A 22,503-nucleotide genomic window follows, 5' to 3' on the forward strand; every position below is an offset into this window, starting at 1 on the left:
TATTTAAATCTTCATAATTTAAGTAAAATCATTAACATTTTCAGTTAAAACTACATCACCGCAGAAGAAACTCTCGGTTTATACTCCTTAGCAATATCAGCAATTAACTTGATGTGTGCCGGTGTTGTGCCACAACACCCGCCTATGATGTTGACCAAATTATCATCGAGATATTCTTTGATAAAAGCTTGCATTTGTTCTGGTGTTTCATCGTATTCTCCAAAGGCATTCGGTAAACCTGCATTAGGATGCGCAGATACGTTGAACGAAGTGTTTTGTGACAAGGTTTGTAAATACGGCTTGAGTAAATCGGCACCAAGTGCGCAATTAAATCCTACACTCAACAACGGTATGTGCGATACCGAAACTAAGAATGCCTCAACCGTTTGTCCCGAAAGTGTTCTTCCAGACGCATCGGTAATCGTTCCTGAAACCATGATTGGAATATCAAGATTGCGTTCGTCTTTTACTTCTTCAATTGCAAAAAGTGCTGCTTTAGCATTCAAAGTATCAAAAATCGTTTCTACCAATAATAAATCACAACCGCCATCCATAAGCGCTTCTACTTGTTGCTTGTACGCGATGCGCAAATCATCAAAAGTTACGGCTCTGTATCCTGGATCGTTTACATCTGGTGACATGCTTGCCGTTCTGTTCGTGGGACCGATCGAACCCGCTACAAAACGAGGTTTGCCAGGATTTTTGGCGGTAAATTCATCGGCTACTTCGCGGGCTATTTTGGCCGACTCATAGTTCAATTCATACACATATTCTTCAAGATAGTAATCGGCCATACCGATGGTGGTTCCTGAGAATGTATTGGTTTCAACAATATCAGCTCCAGCTTCAAAATAAGCAGCATGAACGTCTTTTATAGCTTGTGGCTGAGTGAGCGACAATAAATCGTTGTTTCCTTTTAGCGAATGCGGAAAATCTTTGAAACGTTCTCCCCTAAAATCTTCTTCGGAGAAATTGTAACGTTGCAACATGGTTCCCATAGCTCCATCAAGGATAAGGATGTTTTTTGTAATGGCTTCGTGAATGCTTGACATAACTTTCTATTTCTTGCAAAACACAATTTGAAATTGTGATTTTTACTTTTGATTAGTATTTCCAAAAGTTCACTATTTTTCTTTTTAGCCCTGATGGTAGCGGCATCCTTTCTATTAGCCTTTTTTCGGCGAATAAAAAGATATAGCGTACAGCAGGAACGATTATGACTGAAAAGGGTCATTAATCTGCTCTAAAAAAATCGATACGTTGTCAAGAAAAGGTTTGAGAAATACTGTAGAAGTATTCTTGTGTTATCTATCTTAGATGTTGAAACAAGTTCAACATAAAGTAGAATGTAGCACCTTCTTTAAAGATAAAGGGTTGCTAAGGTTTCATTGGGTCTTTCCCTCCGCCTTTCGTGATAACTTTCAATAAATATAGGAACACTGCAAAGAAAAGACAAAGCGCTAACAATTGCAAGTTTTTTTTTAAAGTTTCTAGCGGAGTTTGTTGCAAATCGTTTAAATAAAAAGGTTCTGAATTGCAATGATTTGAACCAACCTTTGCAACTCAGAACCTTTGTATCTCAGCACCTTTTTAGACTATGGCTTTCACTACAGCTTTTGGAGCTTCTTTACGTGTACCATCAAAACCATCTACGCCAGAAACAGTAGTATATTTCAAAACATAACGCTTGCCTGGATTTATGATTTGGTACGCTGCCTGACACATTAAAGTGGCTTCGTGGAATCCGCAAAGAATCAATTTCAGTTTCCCTGGATAGGTATTTACGTCACCGATGGCGAATATTCCCGGAATATTGGTTTGGTAATCCAATGAATTATTGACTTTTATGGCATTTTTTTCGATTTCCAATCCCCAGTCTCCAATAGGACCCAACTTTGGCGTAAGACCAAAAAGCGGAATAAAATAATCGGTTTCGATGGTGCGTTGTGCACCATTTTCTTCGACCACAACTCCTTCTAAATGTTCAGCACCCTTTAAGCCAACCACTTCTCCGGGCGTAATCATTTTTATTTTACCAGAATTTTTAAGCTCTTGTACTTTTTCAACAGAATCTAATGCGCCTCTAAATTCGTTACGTCTGTGAATTAAAGTCACTTCAGAAGCTACATTGGACAAGAAAATACTCCAGTCTAGCGCCGAATCTCCGCCTCCAGCGATTACTACTTTTTTATCCCTAAATTTTTCTGGATTTTTAATAAAATACTTGATTCCTTTGTCCTCGTAAAACTCAATGTCTTCGATAAGTGGTTTTCTGGGTTCAAAACTTCCAAGTCCACCTGCGATAGCAATAACAGGAGCGTGGAATTTTTTCCCTTTGTTTGAAGTCACAATAAATGTTCCGTCTTCTTGTTTTTCAATTGTTTCAGCACGTTCTCCCAGTGTAAATCCAGGTTCAAATTGTTTGATTTGTTCCATCAAATTATCCACTAAATCACCTGCTAGCACTTCTGGAAAACCGGGAATATCGTAAATTGGTTTTTTAGGATACAATTCTGATAATTGTCCGCCAGCTTGTGGCAATGCATCTAAAATATGACATTTTAATTTTAATAATCCTGCTTCAAATACTGCAAATAAACCTGTAGGTCCTGCTCCAATAATTAGTATGTCTGTTTTAATCATTTTGTTTTAATTAGTCCTTAAATTTCCAACAGTGTAATTCAAGGAAAGTGTTATTTTATTTACTATTTTTCAAAAAAAAAGTCTGAATACTATTTATGTACAAATATCATTATTATGATTATCAAAAAAAACGAAAAACTATTATTAAGAACTAGTACAAGTTAGTTTTAGTATTTTTTGAATTATGCTTTTCGCACTCTATTTTTATTGACCTTTTAAACTTGCTGTTATTTCATTCATTTTTTGAACTTTTTCTTCAAAATTTCCTTTCAACGTTTTGCGATATTCATTCAAATTTTCGACCATTGCATTGATGTCTTCTGGAATAACTTCTTCAAAAAACTCGCGCAATCGCTTTGCAGTTGTAGGTGATTTTCCGTTAGTCGAAATCGCAATTTTTACATGGCCTTTTGTGACAATTCCACCTAGATAATAATCACACAGTGGCGGGGTATCCGCAATGTTGCAAATTAAAAATCTTTTTCGGGACAAATCATAAATCCGTTTGTTCACTTTCAAGTCATCGGTACAAGCAATGACCATGTGGCGTTTACGAAGCATCCAGCGATTGAACTTTTTGTACGTAAGTTTTACTGATCCATGGCTTGCCGCTAAAGTTTCTAATTCGGGTAAAAATCGAGGTGCGACTACCTCAACAATAGCGTTTGGACTCGATTTTAACAAAAAAGACAACTTTTCTAATCCCACATTTCCACCACCCACAATTAGAGTGTTAAGATTGTGTAGTTTCAAAAAGATGGGATATAATTCATTCTTTTCCATAAGCCAAAACCTGGTTGTGCTGTGATTTTAATTCCTTGTAAAAAGCAGCATTTCGTTTCGCATCTCTTACCACTTCTCCGATAACAATTATAGCTGGCGAACTCAAACTTTTAGCTGCAACAACTGATTGAATAGTATTTACTGTGCCAATTCCTACTTTCTCTGCTGCTGTTGTTCCGTTTTGAATAATGGCAACAGGCATTTCTCCTTTTGACTCTTTTTGGAACAAAGCTACAATCTGATCTAACTTACTCATGCCCATCAAAATCACAACAGTTGCCGTAGATTGCGCTGCTAAAGCAACATCAGTTGACAATTTTCTTGCCGAAGTTGTCCCCGTAATCACCCAAAAACTTTCTGAAACACCTCTTTTTGTCAAAGAAATACCTTGCGAGGCTGGAACCGCAATCGATGAGGAAATACCCGGAACTACAAAGGTAGGGATTCCAAAACTCTCTACGAACTCTATTTCTTCGCTACCCCGACCAAAAATAAATGGATCACCACCTTTTAACCGAACTACATTTCCATAAGTAAGTGCATTGTCTACTATCAATTGATTGATTTCCTCTTGCGTATATTCATGCGAACCCTTTCGTTTTCCCACAAATATTTTAAGCGCTTTTTTAGGAGCATAAGACAGTAATTCTTCATTTGCTAGGGCATCATACAAAACCACATTTGCCTCAGCCAGCGCCTTTGCTCCTTTGATAGTAAGTAAATCTGGATCACCCGGACCAGCGCCTACCAGTGTTACTTGTGGTTCTCTTTTATTTTTCATCTTGTAGGTCTTTGGCTCTAAATGCTTCTATAGTTTCAAAAAAAGCAATGGCTTCTTGTCTGTATTTTTGAGCAAATTCTGGAGTAGGTTCATTATCTCTGATTTGAAACACTAGCTGTTTCAATGTTGTTGGCAATTGAATTTTGTTTGTTTCTACGAAAACGGTATCAAATAAATCGATGATTCCTGCTTGGTGATTTGTTTTTTGGTTTTCGGCAAGCAATAACGCTTTGGCACCATTAACAAAACCAGCATACGCATGGTAAATGGCATCTGACCATTTTGATTCTTCATACGCTTCTTGTGCATACGTTAATTTGTCTTTTGCTTCTAGAATTAATGTCGCCACTAAATCAATCACAACTCCAGCGCATTCGCCAACTCCAACTGCTTTTACATAATTATCTGCATTACCCCAATCTACAAAATCAGCTTCGGTAAGATTGGTTAGATCGGCTAATGGTTTCAAAAATTCGTAGAAATATTTTTCGCCTTGAGCGTCATAATAATTCAAGAACGATTGTCCGTTTGCATTGGCTTCGAAATCATTTAAAATCAATCGCAAAGCATCCGGTCCTCTTCGGCTTGGAATTTTGATTACTTTATCAGAGAATCTTCCAGATCCATTTCCTAAATTTCCTCCTCCTAATAAAACTTGTAACGCTGGAGCTACTAATTTAGCCGCATTGATTGACATGCCTTGAAAGCCAATTTCGGCCATATTGTGTTGCCCGCAAGCATTCATACAACCACTAATTTTAATGGTAATTTCACGGTTGTTGATGTACTGCGGATATTCAGTAATTAACACGCGTTCTAACTCTACGGCGATTCCGGTGCTACTCGCAATTCCTAAGTTACAGGTGTCGGTACCTGGACACGCTGTTATATCAGAAATACTGTTGTAGCCTGTGGTTACAAAATTTAATTTTGCTAATTCTTGGTAAAAGAAAAAAAGGTTTTCCTCTTTTACGTGACGAATTAAAATATCTTGACGCAACGTAAAACGCAATTCGTTTGCTGCATAATTTTTGATTAAGTGCGCTAATTCTCTAGCTTTATCAGTATAAAAATCACCTAATTGAACTTTGATTCCGATGGCCACATAACCCGCTTGTTTTTGCGGAATTACATTTGATTTTTTCCAAGCGTCGAAAGCTGCAGTATCTTCAATTTCAACTTGCGGCACTTCTAATAATGGCGCTGCAATAGCTCCCTCAAAAGCAGTGGTATCAATTTCGACTGTATGCAGTGACAACGCTTTTTTCTCTTCGTCTACCAATCGTAAAAATTCGTCTTTCCCTATTTCTTTCAGCAAAAATTTCAATCGTGCTTTTAAACGTTTGGCTCTTTCGCCATAGCGGTCAAAAATTCTTAAAATCCCTTCGGTAGTTGGAATGATTTGATTGGCCGGAATAAACTCTGTAAGCAATTCTGCATGACTCGGTTGCGAACCTAATCCTCCGCCTAACATAACTTTGAAACCTTTTACACCGTTTATAATTTTTGGAATAAACCCTAAATCGTGTAAATAACTCAAACCCGTATCTTTATCTGATGACGAAAACGACATTTTGAATTTACGTCCCATTTCTTGACAAACCGGATTTCTCAAGAAAAACTGAAACATCGCATGCGCATACGGAGACACGTCAAAAGGTTCCTCAGGATCAATTCCTGCTGTTTCGCTAGCGGTAATATTTCGAACTGTGTTTCCACAAGCTTCTCTTAGGGTAATATCATTTTTTTCTAGTTCGGCCCAAAGTTGCGGTGTTCTATCTAAACTCACATAATGAATTTGGATATCCTGACGTGTTGTAATGTGCAAACGTCCTGTTGAATACTCATCAGAAACTTTTGTAATTCGCACGAGTTGCTCGCTTGTTACTTTACCAAAAGGCAATTTGATACGAATCATTTGTACGCCTTCCTGACGCTGCCCATAAACGCCGCGTGCTAAACGCAGACTACGAAAACGCTCGTCGTCAATTTTTCCGTCACGGAATAAAGCAATTTTTCTTTCTAAATCGATTATGTCTTTTTGAACAATCGGATCTTCAATTTCGGTTCTAAAACTTTCCATTTGTTATAAGCTATTAGCTATTAGCTTTGGGCTGTTAGCTGTTTATGAAATTCATTTTACATTTTTGCTGAAGGCTCAAAGCCAATAGCTAAAGGTTATTTTATAAATCCTACTCCTGCTGTTGTGTTGGTTGTTGCATCAATTAAGATGAAGGCGCCGTTTGATTTATTATCGTTGTAAGCATCAAAATAAATGGCTTTGCTTAACTTAATGTTCACTTCGCCAATTTCGTTTATTGCTAATTGAGAGGCTTCTGAAGTTCCTGAGAAATCAGTTGAAATCACATTTTTTACACTATCAATCTTAGCCAAAACTCTGTTGGTATTGTGTTGTACAAAATATTTGGCACCGGGAACTAACTTTTTACTGTCCATCCAGCATACGGTAGTGTTGATGTCTTTCTCTACTTTTGGCAATTCAGATGATTTTACAATCATGTCGCCTCTAGTCACATTGATATCATTTTCTAATTCAATTGTGATCGAAGAACCCACAGCTGCTTCCGCAAATTGCTTGTCAAAAAAATGAATATTAGTCACCACTGATTCTGTTAAAGAAGGCAGCACCGTTACCGCATCGCCTACTTTGATATTATTGCCATACAATTTTCCAGCATAACCTCTAAAATCGTGGTATTCTTCAGTTTTTGGTCGGATTACGGTTTGAACGGGGAAACGCGCTTTTCCTTTTTCGTAAACATCAGCTGGCTCTAACTCTTCAAGATGTTGTAAGATCGTCTGTCCTTGGTACCAAGGCATTCCTCCTAATGATTCTACTACATTATCACCTGTCAAAGCACTTAACGGAATGTAACTCACGTTTTGTTCTTTGAAAGTACTTTTAGCATTTAAGGCTTCAAAATCCGCTTTGATTTTATTAAAAACTTCTTCTGAATAATCCACCAAATCCATTTTGTTGATCGCCACAATGACCTCTTTTACTCTCAATAAATTATTGATAAAAAAGTGGCGGTAGGTTTGCTCAATTACACCTTTACGAGCATCAATTAAAATGATTGATACTTGCGAGGTCGAAGCTCCTGTAACCATATTACGCGTATACTCTACGTGACCAGGAGTATCGGCAATGATGTAACTTTTTTTGGCTGTCGAAAAATAAATATGCGCCACATCAATGGTAATTCCTTGTTCTCTTTCGGCCACTAAACCGTCCGTAGCCAAAGAAAAATCTAAATAATCATATCCTTTTTGCTTGCTGCTTTTTTCTATTGCTTCTAATTTATCTGTTGTCAACGATTGCGTATCGTACAACAACCTCCCAATTAAGGTACTCTTTCCGTCATCTACACTTCCTGCTGTTGCTATTTTCAAAACTTCCATATTACCGTTATATTTTCCCCTCCCCGACCCTCCCTGAAGGGAAGGGAGACGAGTCTGGCATTTATTTAATTAAAACTAACTCTTTTATCTATTTCATTAATTTCTAAAACCCTCAACCAATAATTGCTTTTTATCCAGCTATGGCTCCCTTCCCTTCGGGGAGGGCAGGGGTGGGGGTGGGGATTCTAAAAATACCCTTGTTGTTTTCTTTTTTCCATCGCTGCTTCCGAACGTTTGTCATCAATTCTAGCACCTCTTTCTGAAATTGTTGAAGATCTAATTTCGCCCACTACTTCAGAAATTGTTGCTGCATAAGAATCAACTGCTGCTGTACAACTCATGTCCCCTACCGTTCTAAAACGAACAATACGTTCTACAATTTCTTCGTTTTCTTCTTGGTACACAAATGGAGAGTGCGACCAAATCATTCCATCTCGCAAGAATACTTTACGCTTGTGCGAAAAGTAAATGGATGGGATTTCAATTTGCTCATGTTCGATGTAACTCCACACATCTAGCTCGGTCCAGTTCGAAATTGGAAAAACACGTACGTTTTGACCATTCTCTATTTTTCCGTTCAACAAATCGAATAATTCAGGACGCTGATTTTTTTCGTCCCATTGACCAAAATCATCACGTACCGAAAAAATACGTTCTTTAGCTCTGGCTTTTTCCTCGTCACGACGTGCTCCACCAATACACGCATCAAATTTAAATTCTTCAATAGCATCTAAAAGTGTTGTGGTTTGCAAGCTATTTCTGCTTGAATATTTTCCGGTTTCTTCAACCACTTTTCCTTGATCAATCGCGTCTTGTACATTGCGCACAATTAATTCTAATCCTAGATCAGCAACCAATTTGTCTCTAAATTCAATGGTTTCCGGAAAATTATGCCCTGTATCTACGTGCAATAACGGGAACGGAATTTTAGCAGGAAAAAAAGCTTTTTGAGCCAAGCGAACTAGCGTAATCGAATCTTTTCCGCCCGAAAAAAGTAACACAGGTTTGTCAAACTGAGAAATTACCTCCCTGAAAATGTATATCGCTTCGCTTTCTAAAGCGTTTGTTTTTAATACTGAACTCATATTTTTATTGTAAAGATTTAAATGATTGAAAAATTCAAAGATTCCAACAATCATTTATAATTTATAATTCATAATTTAAAATTACTTTTAGTGCAACCCGCATTCTTTATGACTGGATTCCCACCACCATCGTCCGGCTCTAATGTCTTCATCTGGAGTAATGGCTCTCGTACAAGGTGCACAACCTATGCTTACAAATCCTTTTTTGTGTAATGCGTTTTGTGGTACATTATTTTTTTCTAAATAATCTTCCACTTCCAGTAAAGTCCATTTTAACAAAGGATTGAATTTGATAATCTCAAAGTTGGAATCGTATTCAAACAAAGCCAAATCATTTCTGTTTTCGGATTGCTCTGCTCTCAAACCAGTTATCCAAATTGCATTTCCTTGTAATGCTTTGCGCAAAGGCACTACTTTACGAATGGAACAACATTCTTTTCTATTCTCTACCGATTCGTAGAAACTATTAGGTCCTTTACTATTTACTAATTCCTCAACTGCTGTTGTTTCTGGAAAGTAGGTTTTAATGTTTAAAGTGTACTTAGTAACTGTTTTATGAAAAACATCATAGGTCTCTTGAAATAATCTGCCAGTGTCCAAGGTAAAGATGGAAATTGGAAAATGATTTGAACCAATTAAGTCCGTTATAACTTGATCCTCTTGACCAAATGATGTAGAGAAAATTACTTTATCCTTATACGTTACTGACAAAAAAGATAATGTTTCTTCCAAAGAAAAAGCTGCTGTTTTTTCTAATAAAGCCGTTGTAATTGCTGTACTCATTATAATAATTTTGATAATGTTCTTAAACTTAAAATAATAATTAAAATTCCAACCAAAATCATCATCGGTTGTCTTTTAATTTTATTGACTAATAAAGCAGCTATCGGTGCGGCAATAACACCTCCTAAAATTAATCCTATAATCACTTGCCATCCTTGGATTCCTCCAAAAAGCATAAACGTTACACCACTTGCAAAAGCTACTGCAAACTCCGCCGCATTTACAGATCCGATAGTATATCTTGGGTTCCTGCCACGACCTAATAAAGTGGAAGTCACAATAGGACCCCAGCCGCCACCGCCCACAGCATCCATAAAACCACCGAAAGTGGCTAATATGCCCAAGCGCTTCGTTTTCTTTTTGATGATATTTTTTTGCATTGCTTTCCTAATAATTATCACTGCCAACCCAATCATATACAAAGCAATAAATGGCTTGATCACATCTCCATCAATTACATCAGACAGCAAATACGCTCCGGTTATCGAACCTAAAACACCAGGTATCAATAGGTGTCGGACTAATTTTTTATTTATATTTCCAAATTTATGATGCGATATAGCAGAAACTCCGGTGGTAAACATCTCAGCGACATGCACTCCAGTACTACTTACCACGGGAGGCACACCATAAGCCAATAAAAAAGAAGTTGATGTTGCTCCATAGCCCATTCCTAATGTTCCATCTACTAGTTGCGCAAAAATTCCTATTGCAAAAAAGATTACAAATTCTGAATCAAACCCAGCTACAAAACCATTCCAAGAAAATTCAGCATGGTGATTGTAAACTAATGTTGAAAGCAATCCCACTAATAACACTACCGGAATTACAACCCATAAACGTTCTTTGAAGGATGTTTCAATTCTTACAGCACCATTATTCTCTCTCATTTCTTTGCTCATGCTTTTTCAATTTTCAACTGGTTTTTTATTTAAATCTATTACCCTATAGGAATAGTAGATTAATATGCAAAAGTAAAGAATTTAAAATAACTACAAAATTTATTTTGTGATAAATTGTCTAAAAAGCGATATCTGCAAGTGTGTTGTTTTCCAATATCATAAGTGTATTGTCTCGCACTTCGGTCATCAACTTACGTACTGCGCACGTAGCTTCATCTGTACAATCGATACAAGGCTCGTAAAAATTGTGGCTGGCACAAGGAAGTAATGCAATTGGTCCCTCAAGAATACGGTATACATGTGCCATATTAATCTCTTGTGGCGCTTTTATCAAGTAATAACCACCGCCTTTTCCTTTTTTGGCTCCTAAAAATCCAGAATGGCGCAACAACAGTAAAATACTCTCTAAAAATTTGAGTGAGATATTCTCAGACTTGGCAATATCAGCAATCGCAACAGGAGTTTGGTCTTTTTGGCGGGCCAAAAAAGTAAGTGCTTTTATTCCGTATTTTGTTTTTTTTGAGAGCATTTAAAAAGATATAAGATTTAGGTTTAACGAATTTTGATTTTTGAGTAAACGAAAACTGTTCGATTTACTTTTAAATCTATAAACCAACACCAAATCTACAATCTAAAATCGTTAATCCCAAATCTGAAATCTTACGAAAGCGCCTGCTCCAAATCGGCAATTACATCTTTTACGGTTTCTAAACCTACAGAAACACGCACCAAACCATCGGTAATACTAACAGCCAAACGTTCTTCAACAGATAACTTACTATGCGTTGTTGAAGCTGGATGGGTAACAATCGTTCTCGTATCGCCTAAATTTGGCGATAGCGAACACAATTTAATTTTATCCAAGAAAGCCCTTCCCGCTTCCAATCCTCCTTTAATTTCAAAAGCAACAATATTGCCACCCAACTTCATTTGCTTTTGTGCAATTTCATATTGAGGATGCGATTTCAAAAAAGGATATTTCACTTTATTCACTTTAGGATGATTTTCTAAAAACTCCGCTACTTTCAATGCGTTCTCACAATGTCTATCCAATCGAATGGCTAATGTTTCTAAACTTTTAGACAATACCCATGCATTAAAAGGTGATAAAGAAGGACCTGTAAGTCGCGAAAACAAATAGATTTTCTGAATCAAATCAGCATCACCAACAGTTATTCCGCCCAAAACTCTACCTTGACCGTCCATTAATTTGGTAGCCGAATGCACCACTAAATGTGCGCCCCATTTTATTGGTTGCTGCAAATAAGGTGTTGCAAAACAGTTGTCAATAATTAAAATCAAATTATGCTTTTTGGCAATATTTCCTAGCAATTCCAAATCAATAATATCAACAGCAGGATTGGTTGGTGACTCTGCAAATAGAATTTTTGTATCTGGCGTAATCAAACCTTCAATGGTCTCGGGTTGATTGATGTCAAAATACGAGGTTTGTATGTTCCATTTTGGAAAATAATTAATAAACAATGAATGTGTTGCACCAAAAACACTACTAGATGAAACAATGTGATCTCCAGAATTTAATAACGTAGCCAAAGTGGAATACACCGCTGCCATACCTGATGCAAAGGCAAAACCAGCTGCAGCACCCTCCATAGCGCATACTTTGCTAATAAATTCGTTGTTATTTGGGTTGCTGTATCGGCTGTAAATATTCCTGTCTTTTTCCTCTGCAAATGAGGCACGCATGTCTTCGGCATCCTCAAATACAAAACTAGACGTGAGGTACAACGGCACCGAATGCTCTAAATATTGTGTTCTTTCTAACTGATTGCGTATGGCTTGGGTTTCGAAACCATATTCTGAATTATTCATAGTGTATAATATTATCCCCACCCCAACCCTCCCCAAAGGAGAGGGAGCCGAAGTCGGAAAATTGATAATTAAAATTGTTTCATTAACTATTACTGGTTCCCCCTTCGGGGGTTAGGGGGCTTCCGTTCAAAACTACTCTGTACTGTATGGTTGCCGTTGGTTCTAATGTTTTGGAAACCGAACAGTATTTTTCAAAAGAAAGTTGTGCGGCTTTTGCTGCTTTGTCTTCCTTTATATCGCCTTCTAAATAAAACACCACATGGATATTTTTAAAAGGTTTTGCTTCTCCAACTTGTACGCGTTCTCCTTCAACCTCAGCTTTGAAAGACGTGATTTCTTGACGTTGTTTTTTCAAAATTGAAATCATATCAATGGCGCTACAACCCGCAACACCCATCAATACTAATTCCATCGGACTGGCGCCCATATCATTTCCTCCATACTCAGGACGGCTGTCTACGTTTACTAGATGCCCTCTTTCGTTTTTCAATTCGAAATGGAAATTGTCGTTTACTCTGTTTAATGTTATTTTCATTGTTATCTTTTTTGAACGCTGATGACGCGGATTTTCAAACGCGGATTCAACGGATTTTTATTTTAAAACTAATTACTGAAATCTGTTCACTAAAAACTGAACACTGAATACTCTTTTACCCTTTATCCGACAACCTCAGAATATCACCAAAAACACCTCTTGCCGTTACTGCTGATCCTGCGCCAGCTCCTTGAATTACAATTGGTCGGTCTCCGTACGATTCAGTGTAAATTTCGAAGAAAGAATCTGAACCTTTCAATCCACCTAAAGCCGTATCTGATGGCGCCGAAACTAATTTTACTTCTAGATTTCCTTTGTCATTTTGCAAATCACCTGATAATTCTCCGATGTAACGCAACACGTGATTGGGCTTTTGATCGGCTTTTATTTTTGCATAAATAGGATCAAACTCGGTCAATTTATTCAAAAACTCTCCCACATCTCCGCTACGCAAATGTTCTGGAATTAAATTTTGAATCGCAATTTCTTCAAACTCATTTTGCAAGTCTAGTTCTCTAGCCAAAATCAATAATTTTCTTCCTACATCATTACCGCATAAATCCTCTCTTGGATCTGGCTCGGTATATCCGTTTTCGATAGCTTCTTTCAAAATCTCGCTAAACGGCGCATCTTTGGCCGAAAAATTATTAAACAAATAACTCAATGTTCCCGAGAAAACTCCTTTAATCTTTGTGATATTTTCGCCAGAAAGGTGCAACAATTTAATAGTATCAATCAACGGCAATCCTGCTCCAACATTGGTTTCATAAAGATACGTCTTTTGGTTTTCTGCCAGAACTTTTCGCAATTTTTTATAAAAACTATAACTCAACGTATTGGCTACTTTGTTTGACGAAATCAAATCGAAACTGTTTTCAACTAACGAAATGTAATTCGTAACAAAATCTGCGCTTGCAGTGTTATCAATGGCGATTAAATTCTCTAAATGATGCTCATTTGCGTAAGCAATTACATCATCAATAGTATACGAGAATCCGTTGGTTTGAATCTCGTTTTTCCAGTTGGGTGTCACGCCGTTTTTATTCAAGAGCACGTTACTTGAATTAGCAATAGCAAATACATTCAATTTGATGTCTTTTCTTTTTTCGATGGCTACAGCCGATTCTAAAATTTGATTAATCAAAGTACCACCCACCAAACCGTGACCAAAAACAGCAATATTTATTTTCTTGGCTACGCCAAAAATCTCCCCGTGAATCACATTCAAGGCTTTATGCAGTTGTGATTTTTTAACAACCAAACTCACATTCTTACCCGTAACGGTGTTGTTGAAAAGTATTGGAACAATTTTATTTTTGATTAAAGCGGTGTACGGTTTGTGAAACGTGCTTAAATCCTGCCCGATAATGGAGATGACAGCTACATCATCAGCTACGGTTATTTTATTAACATCTTTCGAATAGAAATCATTTTCGAATTCTTTTTCCAATTCAATCATGGCCGTAGTAGCTTTATCAGCAGCCACAACCAAGCCTATTCCGCGTTCTGATGAACCTTGCGAAATAATACTCACACTGATATTATTGTCGCCCATTACTCTAAAAATTCGAGCATCGACACCTGTTTTCCCAAGCAAACCTCTTCCTTCTAGATTTACCAAAGCCACATTTTCAAGAACCGAAAGCGTTTTAATTCCCTCCTTATTAGAATTGGAAGTAATTAAAGTACCTTTATTTTCATGATTGAAGGTATTTAAAATTCGGAGCGGAATGTTTTTTTCTAATAACGGAATGATGGTTTTGGCATGCAAAATAGTTGCTCCAAAATTAGCAATCTCATTCGCCTCATTAAACGATAGATGATCAATTTTCTTAGCATCTATAACTAAATCTGGATTGGCAGTATAAATTCCGTCTACATGAGTGTAATTTTGTAATTCATCGGCATTTAAATAATTCGCAATCAACGAAGCGGTGTAATTACTTCCGTTTCGACCAAGAGTCGTTGCATCATTATTGGTCGTAGAACCTATAAAACCCGTGATTACATTGACCGTATTTTCAGAATTTTGCTTAAAAAAAGCAATTACATTTTTCTTCGAAAGTTGTTCTAAGGGTTGTGCATCACCAAATTTAGCATCGGTTTTTATCAATTCGCGCGTATCGGTAAAACGAGCGTGAATTCCTTTTTCTATGAGGATAGCCGTCAGTAATTTTGCCGAAAGCAATTCGCCTTTGGACAAAATTTGGTCTTTGATTTTTTTACTGTAATCGCCGATCAGACTTACGCCCTCGAACAATTTTTCTAAAATAATAAACTCCTCAGACAAATCAACAGCTTCATAAACATCTTGCTGATATGTTTTAAAATCTTCAAAAAGTGGTTTGTAATTTTCGTTTTGAGAAGCAAGAGTTAAAATTTGTTCCAACTCATCCGTTGCATTACCACGTGCCGAAACTACAATTGCAATTTTTTCGCCTTGATTTATTTTGTCTGTTATTATGGCAACCACCTTATTTAATCCGTCACCATTTGATAACGATTTACCTCCAAATTTTAATATTTTCATTGTGTTGTGTATTTTTAGCTTTAGAAAATATCCTGAAGCAAATTGTGTAATTGTTTGTATTCTATCAAAAAAGCATCGTGTCCGTGAATGGAAACAATCTCTTGATAACTGACTTTTTTATTCTGTTTTTGTACTATTTCAAAAGTGGCTTTGTTTTCACTTGCTGTAAAAAACAAATCCGAATTGATGGCTATGATGTGAATTTCTGCTTCAAAAGTTTCGATTGAATTTTCAAACGAAGACCTATTGCGAGTAATATCAATTGTTTTCAGTAATTGATTCATCATTTTGTAAGATGCCAATTGGAAACGCTGCTGCAATTTTTCGCCATGATGCAACAACCAACTTTCAACATTAAAAATAGCTAACTCCTCATTAGTGGTTCGCTGAAATTTTGCTGCAAATGATTCTGGAGTTCTATAACACAACATTGCGTGTGTGCGAGCGTCTTGAACGGGTTTAGATGAGTTATTCAGAATTTGTTCTTGCAAAAAACAATTGGCAATAAGCCAGTCTGTAGCTTTCCAATCGGTCGCAATAGGAATTAATTTTTGCGTTATTGTTGGTTCTAATGCAACCATTTCCCATGCAATTCCGCCACCTACAGAACCTCCAATAATGGCGTATAGTCTTGTAACCTCAAGTAGCTGAATGCCTTTTATAAAAATTCTAGCAATGTCTCTTGCTGTAAAATCAAGATAATTTTCAATTATAGCGCCATCAAATCCATTTCCAGGAACATTAAAAGCAAGTACTGTATATTTTCTAGTATCAATAGTTTTATTGGCGCCAATTAAGTCATTCCACCAACCAGTATCGCCCACAACCTGTGAATTTCCGGTTAGCGCATGATTGACCAAAACGATGGGAGCAGTATGTAATGACAACCCAAAAACTTGATAACTTAAGTTTAGATCATCAAAAATTGCACCTGACTCCGTGGTGAAATTGTGTAATGTAATTGTTGTTGGTTTATTTTCCAATTGCAAATCTGTTATAATTAGGACTTGTGTTTGGAAATATTAGAAAGAAAGCTAGGTGTTATCTAGACAAATTCTTAGTGTTATCTTTCCACGATGAGCGTGGTAGAATGCAGCACCTTCTTCGATAAATCGAAGGGTTGCTAAGGCTTCATCGGGTCTAATCCCTCTGCCTTTCTTTATAACATTTCAATACAGTTGTGAACTTTATGTATGCAAATTAAATACTATTTTAGTTAGCAAGCAAATTTTATAAGCAATCTATTGTTTCTTATCCATTTAAAAAAAAGAGATTTGTTTGTATTTTCTCCATTGTTATTTTGACGAGGCACCAGCTAACAAAACCATTTCACACCCCGCCAAAACAACAACATTAAAACTATTGCAAACCTCAACTTTAACCACAATAAATCAAGATTCTCTGCAAAAAAAAGCACCTCATTTTGATACGAATACCTTGCGACAAATAATAAACTACATGACACAATTCATTTTAATACATCCATTTTTTAATTTCAATCCTGAATGAATTAATGCATCGAAAATATCCATACAACTTACTTTACATTTGAAAATCAAAAGTTCTAAAAGATAAAAACCCTTTTAGAGGCTAATCAAAAAGGGCATTCAAGTTATACTATAACTTATACTTTTGGTATCAGCAGTCCAAAATCAATAAAATGGCACCAGAACAAAATAATTTTTTGTCAAAATATGTTCTGGTGATTTCAAATATTTGGTAATGCATATTTGTTTTAAATTTATGGCATTCTTAAATTTTGTTCAAAAAAAAACTTCCCTTTTTAGTGGGAAGTTATTGCTTTATAATTTAATTGAAATTATACAATATAACACCCAGAGGAGAACTCCTCTTCATCTTTATACATATTGCACATATTCATTTTCATGTTTCATTGATTTGATTATCAAATATCTAAATTAGTTTTTAGAAAAACAAACCCCTTTTTAAAATAAATTCAAAAAAGTTTTTTGAATTCACTTTTCTAAAAAAGATTTAACTACAAAAAAAAATGAAGTTTAATTTGCAATTCAAAATGGTTTCATACCTTTGCACCCGAATATTAGAGGAAAAATTTGAACTGATTGCAACCTCTTCATAATGATACTGATTCATTATGAGTACTGATCTATTTTCAGTAGAAAAAAATGCTAAAGCAGAAACGCTCCTTTAGTCCTTTTCAGCAATTATTTTTTCTCGCTTAATTTTAAAACAAAAGTACTTATGGCCTATTTATTTACGTCAGAATCTGTAAGCGAAGGACATCCAGACAAAATTGCAGATCAAATTTCAGACGCATTAATTGATAATTTTTTGGCATTTGATGCCGATTCTAAAGTAGCATGTGAAACTTTAGTGACAACAGGTCAAGTGATATTGGCAGGTGAAGTAAAATCAAATACCTATTTAGATGTACAACAAATCGCTCGTGATGTAATCAGAAAAATTGGTTATACCAAAAGCGAATATATGTTTGAAGCCAATTCTTGCGGTATTCTTTCAGCTATTCACGAACAATCTGCTGATATTAACCAAGGTGTTGATAGAGCAAATCCAGAAGAGCAAGGTGCTGGAGATCAAGGCATGATGTTTGGCTATGCTACTAATGAAACCGATAATTACATGCCATTGGCACTTGATTTGTCTCATAAATTATTACAAGAATTAGCGATTTTAAGACGTGAAAATAACGAAATTACGTATTTACGTCCTGATGCTAAATCTCAAGTAACTTTAGAATATAGCGATGATAACAAACCTACGCGTATTGAGGCTATTGTAATTTCAACACAGCACGATGATTTTGATGAAGAAGCAACAATGCTTGCTAAAATCAAAAAAGATATCGTTGAAATTTTGATCCCGAGAATTATTGCTAAAAATCCAACACACGCTCATTTATTTAATGATACCATTCAATACCACATTAATCCAACGGGGAAATTCGTAATTGGAGGACCACACGGGGATACAGGTTTGACTGGAAGAAAAATTATTGTAGATACGTACGGTGGAAAAGGAGCTCACGGTGGTGGCGCGTTTTCTGGTAAAGATCCAAGTAAAGTAGATAGAAGTGCCGCTTATGCAACACGTCATATTGCTAAAAACTTAGTGGCAGCTGGTGTTGCCGATGAGATTTTAGTACAAGTTTCGTACGCTATTGGTGTGGCTAAACCAATGGGTATTTTTATTGATACCTACGGAACATCAAAAGTAAATTTGACAAACGGTGAAATTGCTAAAAAAGTAGAAGCTATTTTTGATATGCGTCCGTACTTCATCGAACAACGATTGAAATTAAGAAACCCAATTTATAGCGAAACTGCTGCTTACGGGCACATGGGACGTACTCCAGAAACAGTTACTAAAACATTTTCTGCTCCAGGTGGAAACGAAAAAACAGTTACTGTTGAATTATTTACTTGGGAAAAACTAGATTTTGTAGATCAAGTAAAAACTGCTTTTGGTTTGTAATTCAATATAGACTTAAAATAAAAAAGGGGATTTTGTTCAGTCAAAATCCCCTTTTAATTTGGCTATATATTGTACTTTAAAATAAAGGTCACAAAACGCGGTAAAATAATAGTTTCATTCGCATTAAAACCATTTACGCTAAACGAGTTGTTTAATCTTGATCTCGTATTTAAAAGGTTATTTGCCTGTATTCTATACTCGAATTTCGAGTCCTTTTTGATATAATTTAAGCTTGCCGTCATGATTTCAAAATCGTTTGTTAACCCAGAAGTTTCATTTTTAAAGCGATTAAATGAATAATCCCAATTCACATTTAACCCATTCAAAAAATAGTAGTTCAGCTTAACCGTTGGCGTTTGCGTAGTAAACCTGTTCGAAGCTTGCTCTGAGAAATTAATTCGGTAGCCTAAATCAATATTCGGATATTTTTTGAATTGCGTTGCAAATGCTAGATTGTAGCTATGATTCACGTTTTCGATTCCTTGAATAAACTCCTGCGTAGTACCATTGGCCACTCTTCGGTTTAAAACAAAGTTTTTATTCCAGCTTGCATTAACACCACCCGTTACTTTGTAATACTTTTTAAAACTCTTGCTGTAAAACAAATTCCCGTTCAAGTTTTCATTTTCTGCGTCTAAATTCAAACGGTCTGATGTTGAATAAATACTTTGAAATGATATCCCATTCACCACTGGATCCTTTGTGGTTGTATACGATATATTACCAAAAATGGTAGTGAAATTATACAAATTGTACTTTGAATAATTCAATCTATGGCTCGCAATTAGTGAGTTTTGCAGTTGAGAATTTCCTCTTGCAATACTGTTGAAATTAGTAAAAATATACCCTTCGACTAAAGAGTTTATATCATTAAACCCATTACGAACATTAAAATTATAGGTTATGTTTTCTGATTTTTTTAAATCCCAACGGGCAAACATATCAGGAAGAAATCTACTGAAATTCAATTGATACCGAGTACCAAATTGCTGATTGTTGGTGTTGTATTGATGGATCGAAAACCCAGGATTAAAGGTAAACTTACCAACTATGAACTTGTAATGAAATCCTAAAAAAACATCATTAAACGCGTAGCGAACATCATTGTTATAGGCTGCTTGTTCTACTGGATTAACTGATTTATCCTCCAAAATTTGCAACAGACTTGAATTATAGGTTTGAAATGCATTAGAATTTCCTGCCGTTACATTCAATATACTTTTGTTAGAGATTTGGTAATAATAATCAGCTTTAGCATCTACTTTATTCGTTTTTACAAATCGAGACTGCTCAATATTTAAACTATTTTCATTTACAAAAACAGCGCTTGGATCATTTGGATCTTGCGAGCTATTGTTTTGATATGGATTAACAGATAATTGCGGATTGTAAAAGGGATCTTCATCCTCGTATTGATGCTGCACTTCAATTACCCAAGTATTTTTGGGGTTTTGTGTATAAAATAAATTCAAACTTTGATTGAATGAAACTGGTGCTTGATTTTGAAATGCAATAACCGTGTTTGAGCTGTTAAAAGAATTTCCATTAGCAAAAGAACTAAAATTACTTTGACTATTATCAACATCCTGCTGGTCGTTTTTTCTAAAGAAAACATCGTAATCCAGCTGAAAATTATCATTAGCTTTATACTTTGAACCTACCTTAGAGATAAAAGCATTATTTCTAGAATCGGTTCTGTTTTTTCTATTTTCGAGGGTTGCAATATTCGTTGTATTGGGTTCAAAAATACCGCGATCGGAGTTCGTTATCGACTGATTGAATGTAGAGGAATACGCTGCAAAACCGGTCAGGGTCCATTTTTTTGAAACAGAATGATTAATGTTTAAAGTTCCGAATTTATCGTTTGCCTTAGCAACATTATCGCCACCAGAAAGCCCAAAGAAATTCCGATTCAGATTTAAAGTAGTTCCGCTTCTGCCTATAGTATTTCTGGCGCCTCCATTTATCCTGAAAAAATCAGCTGAAGTCAAGGAAACCTCACCAATATTATTCAAATTTACAATAGAGTTGATACTAGTTTTAGGGGAATAGTAAAACACTTTTGGATTAAAAATATAGCCTTTATCGTTCGCTAAACCGGCACTTACATCACCAAACCAAAACTTATCTTTTCCTTTTTTGAGTTTAATATTTAGTGCGATGTCATCATTATTGTTTTCCAATCCTTTCATTTGAGATACCTCGTTGAAGTTTCGCAATACTTGCACTTTATCAACTGCATCCGACGGAATGTTTTTGGATCCGAGTTTAGTATCGCCATCCATAAATGGTTTGCCATTGACAAATAATTTGGTTACTTTTTTACCTTCAACTTGCACTTGACCATCGGCCATGACTTCAAAACCTGGTAGTTTCTTAAAAACATCTTCTAACTTTCGCTCTTCGCCCGTTTTAAAGGAATCAGTATTGTAAACAATGGTATCGCCTTTTATAGAAACCGGCATTTCACGGACAATTTCAACGCCATCTAACTCAATTCCTCCAGATTCCATGGTGATGTTTTGCATCATGTTTTCAGACTTAGTTACCACCGTGATTTCTTTATTTTGCATCCCAAGATAACTCAGCTTAATAACATAGGTAGAGTTGGGCTTTAAATTTAAACTATACTTGCCTTTATCGGTAGTAATTGCATATGCATCCATGGCTTTAGTAGTTTGATTAACCGCCATAACATTGGCCATTTCTAAAGGCGCTTTGTTTATATCTTGAATTACTCCTTCAACTTTAATATTTTGAGCAAAGGAGAATGAAGTTATAAAGAAAAATAAAAAAAGATACTGATTTTTCATTGACTGGTTTTATAAGTATGACTAGTTGGTCATAAAAAGGTTTAATTCGTTACAAAAACAACTAATTCGTGAAGGTTCTAAAAATGATATTTCCATCTTTATCCTTCATGCTGTCCATTTTTATTTTTTCTTCTTTATCGAATTCTTTTTGAGTTAATACTTTTCCTGCCGTTGGAGCTTTAATTTTTACTTTATCCTCACTATTTAAAACTACTTTAGAGCATAAAAATGTGACTTCTCCATCATTTAATTCTAAAATTAAACCTGGTAGACCTGAATATTTATCTGGTCCATGATTAACCGGGATTTCTAAGGTATACCAAGCAGTAACAATGTTGTTTTTGGGTTCATTCATTTCAAATAAATTTGTTTTCTGTTTAAATTTATTTTTTAAATAATCCTGATACTCTTCTTTTTGAGCAGCAGTAACCTGAATTACAACCTCAGCCTTATAACATAGGTAATCGCCAATTTTTTTAGTTTCTTCTTTTAATTGCCAATCCCAATTTTTTAATTCATCAGTAATAAGATATTTTTTTTCGAAGATTTCGTCTTCAAAAATTTGTTTTTGCATCTTTCGATTCATGTACTTCTTTCCATTTCCTGAAATGGTAATACTAATAGTCATTCCGCTATCACTTTGTCCCACAGGCTCTAGCTTTTGTTCTTCTTCAAATATAGACTCTGTTTTATTAAAACTTAATGAATATGTTTTTTGTGAAACTTTCTCCCATTCTTTTTGTACTGCCTTGTCAAATTCTACATCTTTTTCAGACTTGATCTCACCGTCAGTTTCACCAGATTTAATTTTAGATTGATAAATTGCTTTACCTTTAAAGTTTTGAGCAACCGTTAAATTGACATTAGTTAAAATAATTATTAAATAAATTACTTTGAATAAATTTTTCATTTTTTAGT

At 35.7% G+C, this 22,503-nt stretch carries 17 protein-coding genes and 2 riboswitches; of the genes, 1 reads left to right on the plus strand and 16 read right to left on the minus strand.

What is annotated here, in order from left to right:
* Positions 1-50: 50 nt before the first annotated feature.
* From ACNQGO_RS05185 to ACNQGO_RS05250, 14 genes are all read right to left on the minus strand, one after another.
* Positions 51-1,052 (minus strand): homocysteine S-methyltransferase family protein, encoded by a 1,002-nt coding sequence (locus tag ACNQGO_RS05185; protein WP_417984528.1) that lies wholly within the window; start codon positions 1,050-1,052, stop codon positions 51-53.
* Between the two features lie 249 nt (positions 1,053-1,301).
* Positions 1,302-1,421, minus strand: a riboswitch (SAM riboswitch).
* Between the two features lie 169 nt (positions 1,422-1,590).
* Positions 1,591-2,643 (minus strand): NAD(P)/FAD-dependent oxidoreductase, encoded by a 1,053-nt coding sequence (locus tag ACNQGO_RS05190; protein ID WP_417984530.1) that lies wholly within the window; start codon positions 2,641-2,643, stop codon positions 1,591-1,593.
* Between the two features lie 204 nt (positions 2,644-2,847).
* Entirely contained in the window at positions 2,848-3,426 is a 579-nt protein-coding gene (locus tag ACNQGO_RS05195) for a precorrin-2 dehydrogenase/sirohydrochlorin ferrochelatase family protein (protein WP_417984532.1), read from the minus strand.
* Positions 3,413-4,207 carry a uroporphyrinogen-III C-methyltransferase gene (gene cobA / locus ACNQGO_RS05200; RefSeq protein WP_417947170.1) on the minus strand — a complete coding sequence of 265 codons (795 nt, stop codon included), beginning with the start codon at positions 4,205-4,207 and terminating at the stop codon, positions 3,413-3,415. Before cobA ends, ACNQGO_RS05195 begins: the two co-directional genes overlap by 14 nt.
* On the minus strand, positions 4,197-6,290 hold the full coding sequence (locus tag ACNQGO_RS05205) for a HEPN domain-containing protein (protein WP_417984534.1): 2,094 nt from the start codon (positions 6,288-6,290) through the stop codon (positions 4,197-4,199). The genes cobA and ACNQGO_RS05205 overlap by 11 nt, the downstream gene beginning before the upstream one ends.
* A 95-nt stretch (positions 6,291-6,385) precedes the next feature.
* Complete coding sequence (locus tag ACNQGO_RS05210; RefSeq protein WP_417984536.1) at positions 6,386-7,630, minus strand: sulfate adenylyltransferase subunit 1; 1,245 nt, start codon at positions 7,628-7,630, stop codon at positions 6,386-6,388.
* Positions 7,631-7,815: 185 nt separating this feature from the next.
* Positions 7,816-8,715, minus strand: a complete 900-nt coding sequence (gene cysD / locus ACNQGO_RS05215) for a sulfate adenylyltransferase subunit CysD (protein WP_417947944.1) — start codon at positions 8,713-8,715, stop codon at positions 7,816-7,818.
* Between the two features lie 87 nt (positions 8,716-8,802).
* On the minus strand, positions 8,803-9,498 hold the full coding sequence (locus ACNQGO_RS05220) for a phosphoadenylyl-sulfate reductase (RefSeq protein WP_417984538.1): 696 nt from the start codon (positions 9,496-9,498) through the stop codon (positions 8,803-8,805).
* The gene (locus ACNQGO_RS05225) at positions 9,498-10,400 is read right to left on the minus strand and encodes a sulfite exporter TauE/SafE family protein (RefSeq protein WP_417947334.1); all 903 of its coding nucleotides are present in this window, start codon (positions 10,398-10,400) and stop codon (positions 9,498-9,500) included. The genes ACNQGO_RS05220 and ACNQGO_RS05225 overlap by 1 nt, the downstream gene beginning before the upstream one ends.
* Before the next feature lie 118 nt (positions 10,401-10,518).
* Positions 10,519-10,929 (minus strand): RrF2 family transcriptional regulator, encoded by a 411-nt coding sequence (locus ACNQGO_RS05230; RefSeq protein WP_309760700.1) that lies wholly within the window; start codon positions 10,927-10,929, stop codon positions 10,519-10,521.
* Positions 10,930-11,060: 131 nt separating this feature from the next.
* Positions 11,061-12,233, minus strand: coding sequence for a trans-sulfuration enzyme family protein (locus ACNQGO_RS05235; protein WP_417984540.1), 1,173 nt, complete (start codon positions 12,231-12,233; stop codon positions 11,061-11,063).
* 82 nt (positions 12,234-12,315) lie between these two features.
* Positions 12,316-12,768 (minus strand): OsmC family protein, encoded by a 453-nt coding sequence (locus ACNQGO_RS05240; RefSeq protein WP_417984542.1) that lies wholly within the window; start codon positions 12,766-12,768, stop codon positions 12,316-12,318.
* A 115-nt stretch (positions 12,769-12,883) separates the two neighbouring features.
* Entirely contained in the window at positions 12,884-15,298 is a 2,415-nt protein-coding gene (thrA, locus tag ACNQGO_RS05245; protein ID WP_417984544.1) for a bifunctional aspartate kinase/homoserine dehydrogenase I, read from the minus strand.
* Positions 15,299-15,318: 20 nt separating this feature from the next.
* On the minus strand, positions 15,319-16,281 hold the full coding sequence (locus ACNQGO_RS05250; RefSeq protein WP_417984546.1) for an alpha/beta fold hydrolase: 963 nt from the start codon (positions 16,279-16,281) through the stop codon (positions 15,319-15,321).
* Positions 16,282-16,358: 77 nt separating this feature from the next.
* Positions 16,359-16,466, minus strand: a riboswitch (SAM riboswitch).
* A gap of 1,055 nt (positions 16,467-17,521) precedes the next feature.
* Here ACNQGO_RS05250 and metK point away from each other — a divergent pair.
* Positions 17,522-18,772 (plus strand): methionine adenosyltransferase, encoded by a 1,251-nt coding sequence (gene metK, locus ACNQGO_RS05255; RefSeq protein WP_417984548.1) that lies wholly within the window; start codon positions 17,522-17,524, stop codon positions 18,770-18,772.
* A gap of 62 nt (positions 18,773-18,834) precedes the next feature.
* Here metK and ACNQGO_RS05260 read toward each other — a convergent pair whose 3' ends face one another.
* The gene (locus ACNQGO_RS05260) at positions 18,835-21,585 is read right to left on the minus strand and encodes a carboxypeptidase regulatory-like domain-containing protein (RefSeq protein WP_417984550.1); all 2,751 of its coding nucleotides are present in this window, start codon (positions 21,583-21,585) and stop codon (positions 18,835-18,837) included.
* A 61-nt stretch (positions 21,586-21,646) separates the two neighbouring features.
* Positions 21,647-22,495, minus strand: a complete 849-nt coding sequence (locus ACNQGO_RS05265) for a GLPGLI family protein (RefSeq protein ID WP_417984552.1) — start codon at positions 22,493-22,495, stop codon at positions 21,647-21,649.
* Positions 22,496-22,503 lie beyond the last annotated feature (8 nt).

Origin of the sequence: Flavobacterium frigidum (assembly GCF_048286735.1) — a bacterium.
Taxonomy (GTDB): domain Bacteria; phylum Bacteroidota; class Bacteroidia; order Flavobacteriales; family Flavobacteriaceae; genus Flavobacterium.

Coding starts and splice junctions, on each gene's coding strand:
- ACNQGO_RS05185 (WP_417984528.1), bottom strand. CDS start 1,052: ATGTCAAGCATTCACGAAGCCATTACAAAAAACATCCTTATCCTTGAT.
- ACNQGO_RS05190 (WP_417984530.1), bottom strand. CDS start 2,643: ATGATTAAAACAGACATACTAATTATTGGAGCAGGACCTACAGGTTTA.
- ACNQGO_RS05195 (WP_417984532.1), bottom strand. CDS start 3,426: ATGGAAAAGAATGAATTATATCCCATCTTTTTGAAACTACACAATCTT.
- cobA (WP_417947170.1), bottom strand. CDS start 4,207: ATGAAAAATAAAAGAGAACCACAAGTAACACTGGTAGGCGCTGGTCCG.
- ACNQGO_RS05205 (WP_417984534.1), bottom strand. CDS start 6,290: ATGGAAAGTTTTAGAACCGAAATTGAAGATCCGATTGTTCAAAAAGAC.
- ACNQGO_RS05210 (WP_417984536.1), bottom strand. CDS start 7,630: ATGGAAGTTTTGAAAATAGCAACAGCAGGAAGTGTAGATGACGGAAAG.
- cysD (WP_417947944.1), bottom strand. CDS start 8,715: ATGAGTTCAGTATTAAAAACAAACGCTTTAGAAAGCGAAGCGATATAC.
- ACNQGO_RS05220 (WP_417984538.1), bottom strand. CDS start 9,498: ATGAGTACAGCAATTACAACGGCTTTATTAGAAAAAACAGCAGCTTTT.
- ACNQGO_RS05225 (WP_417947334.1), bottom strand. CDS start 10,400: ATGAGCAAAGAAATGAGAGAGAATAATGGTGCTGTAAGAATTGAAACA.
- ACNQGO_RS05230 (WP_309760700.1), bottom strand. CDS start 10,929: ATGCTCTCAAAAAAAACAAAATACGGAATAAAAGCACTTACTTTTTTG.
- ACNQGO_RS05235 (WP_417984540.1), bottom strand. CDS start 12,233: ATGAATAATTCAGAATATGGTTTCGAAACCCAAGCCATACGCAATCAG.
- ACNQGO_RS05240 (WP_417984542.1), bottom strand. CDS start 12,768: ATGAAAATAACATTAAACAGAGTAAACGACAATTTCCATTTCGAATTG.
- thrA (WP_417984544.1), bottom strand. CDS start 15,298: ATGAAAATATTAAAATTTGGAGGTAAATCGTTATCAAATGGTGACGGA.
- metK (WP_417984548.1), top strand. CDS start 17,522: ATGGCCTATTTATTTACGTCAGAATCTGTAAGCGAAGGACATCCAGAC.
- ACNQGO_RS05260 (WP_417984550.1), bottom strand. CDS start 21,585: ATGAAAAATCAGTATCTTTTTTTATTTTTCTTTATAACTTCATTCTCC.
- ACNQGO_RS05265 (WP_417984552.1), bottom strand. CDS start 22,495: ATGAAAAATTTATTCAAAGTAATTTATTTAATAATTATTTTAACTAAT.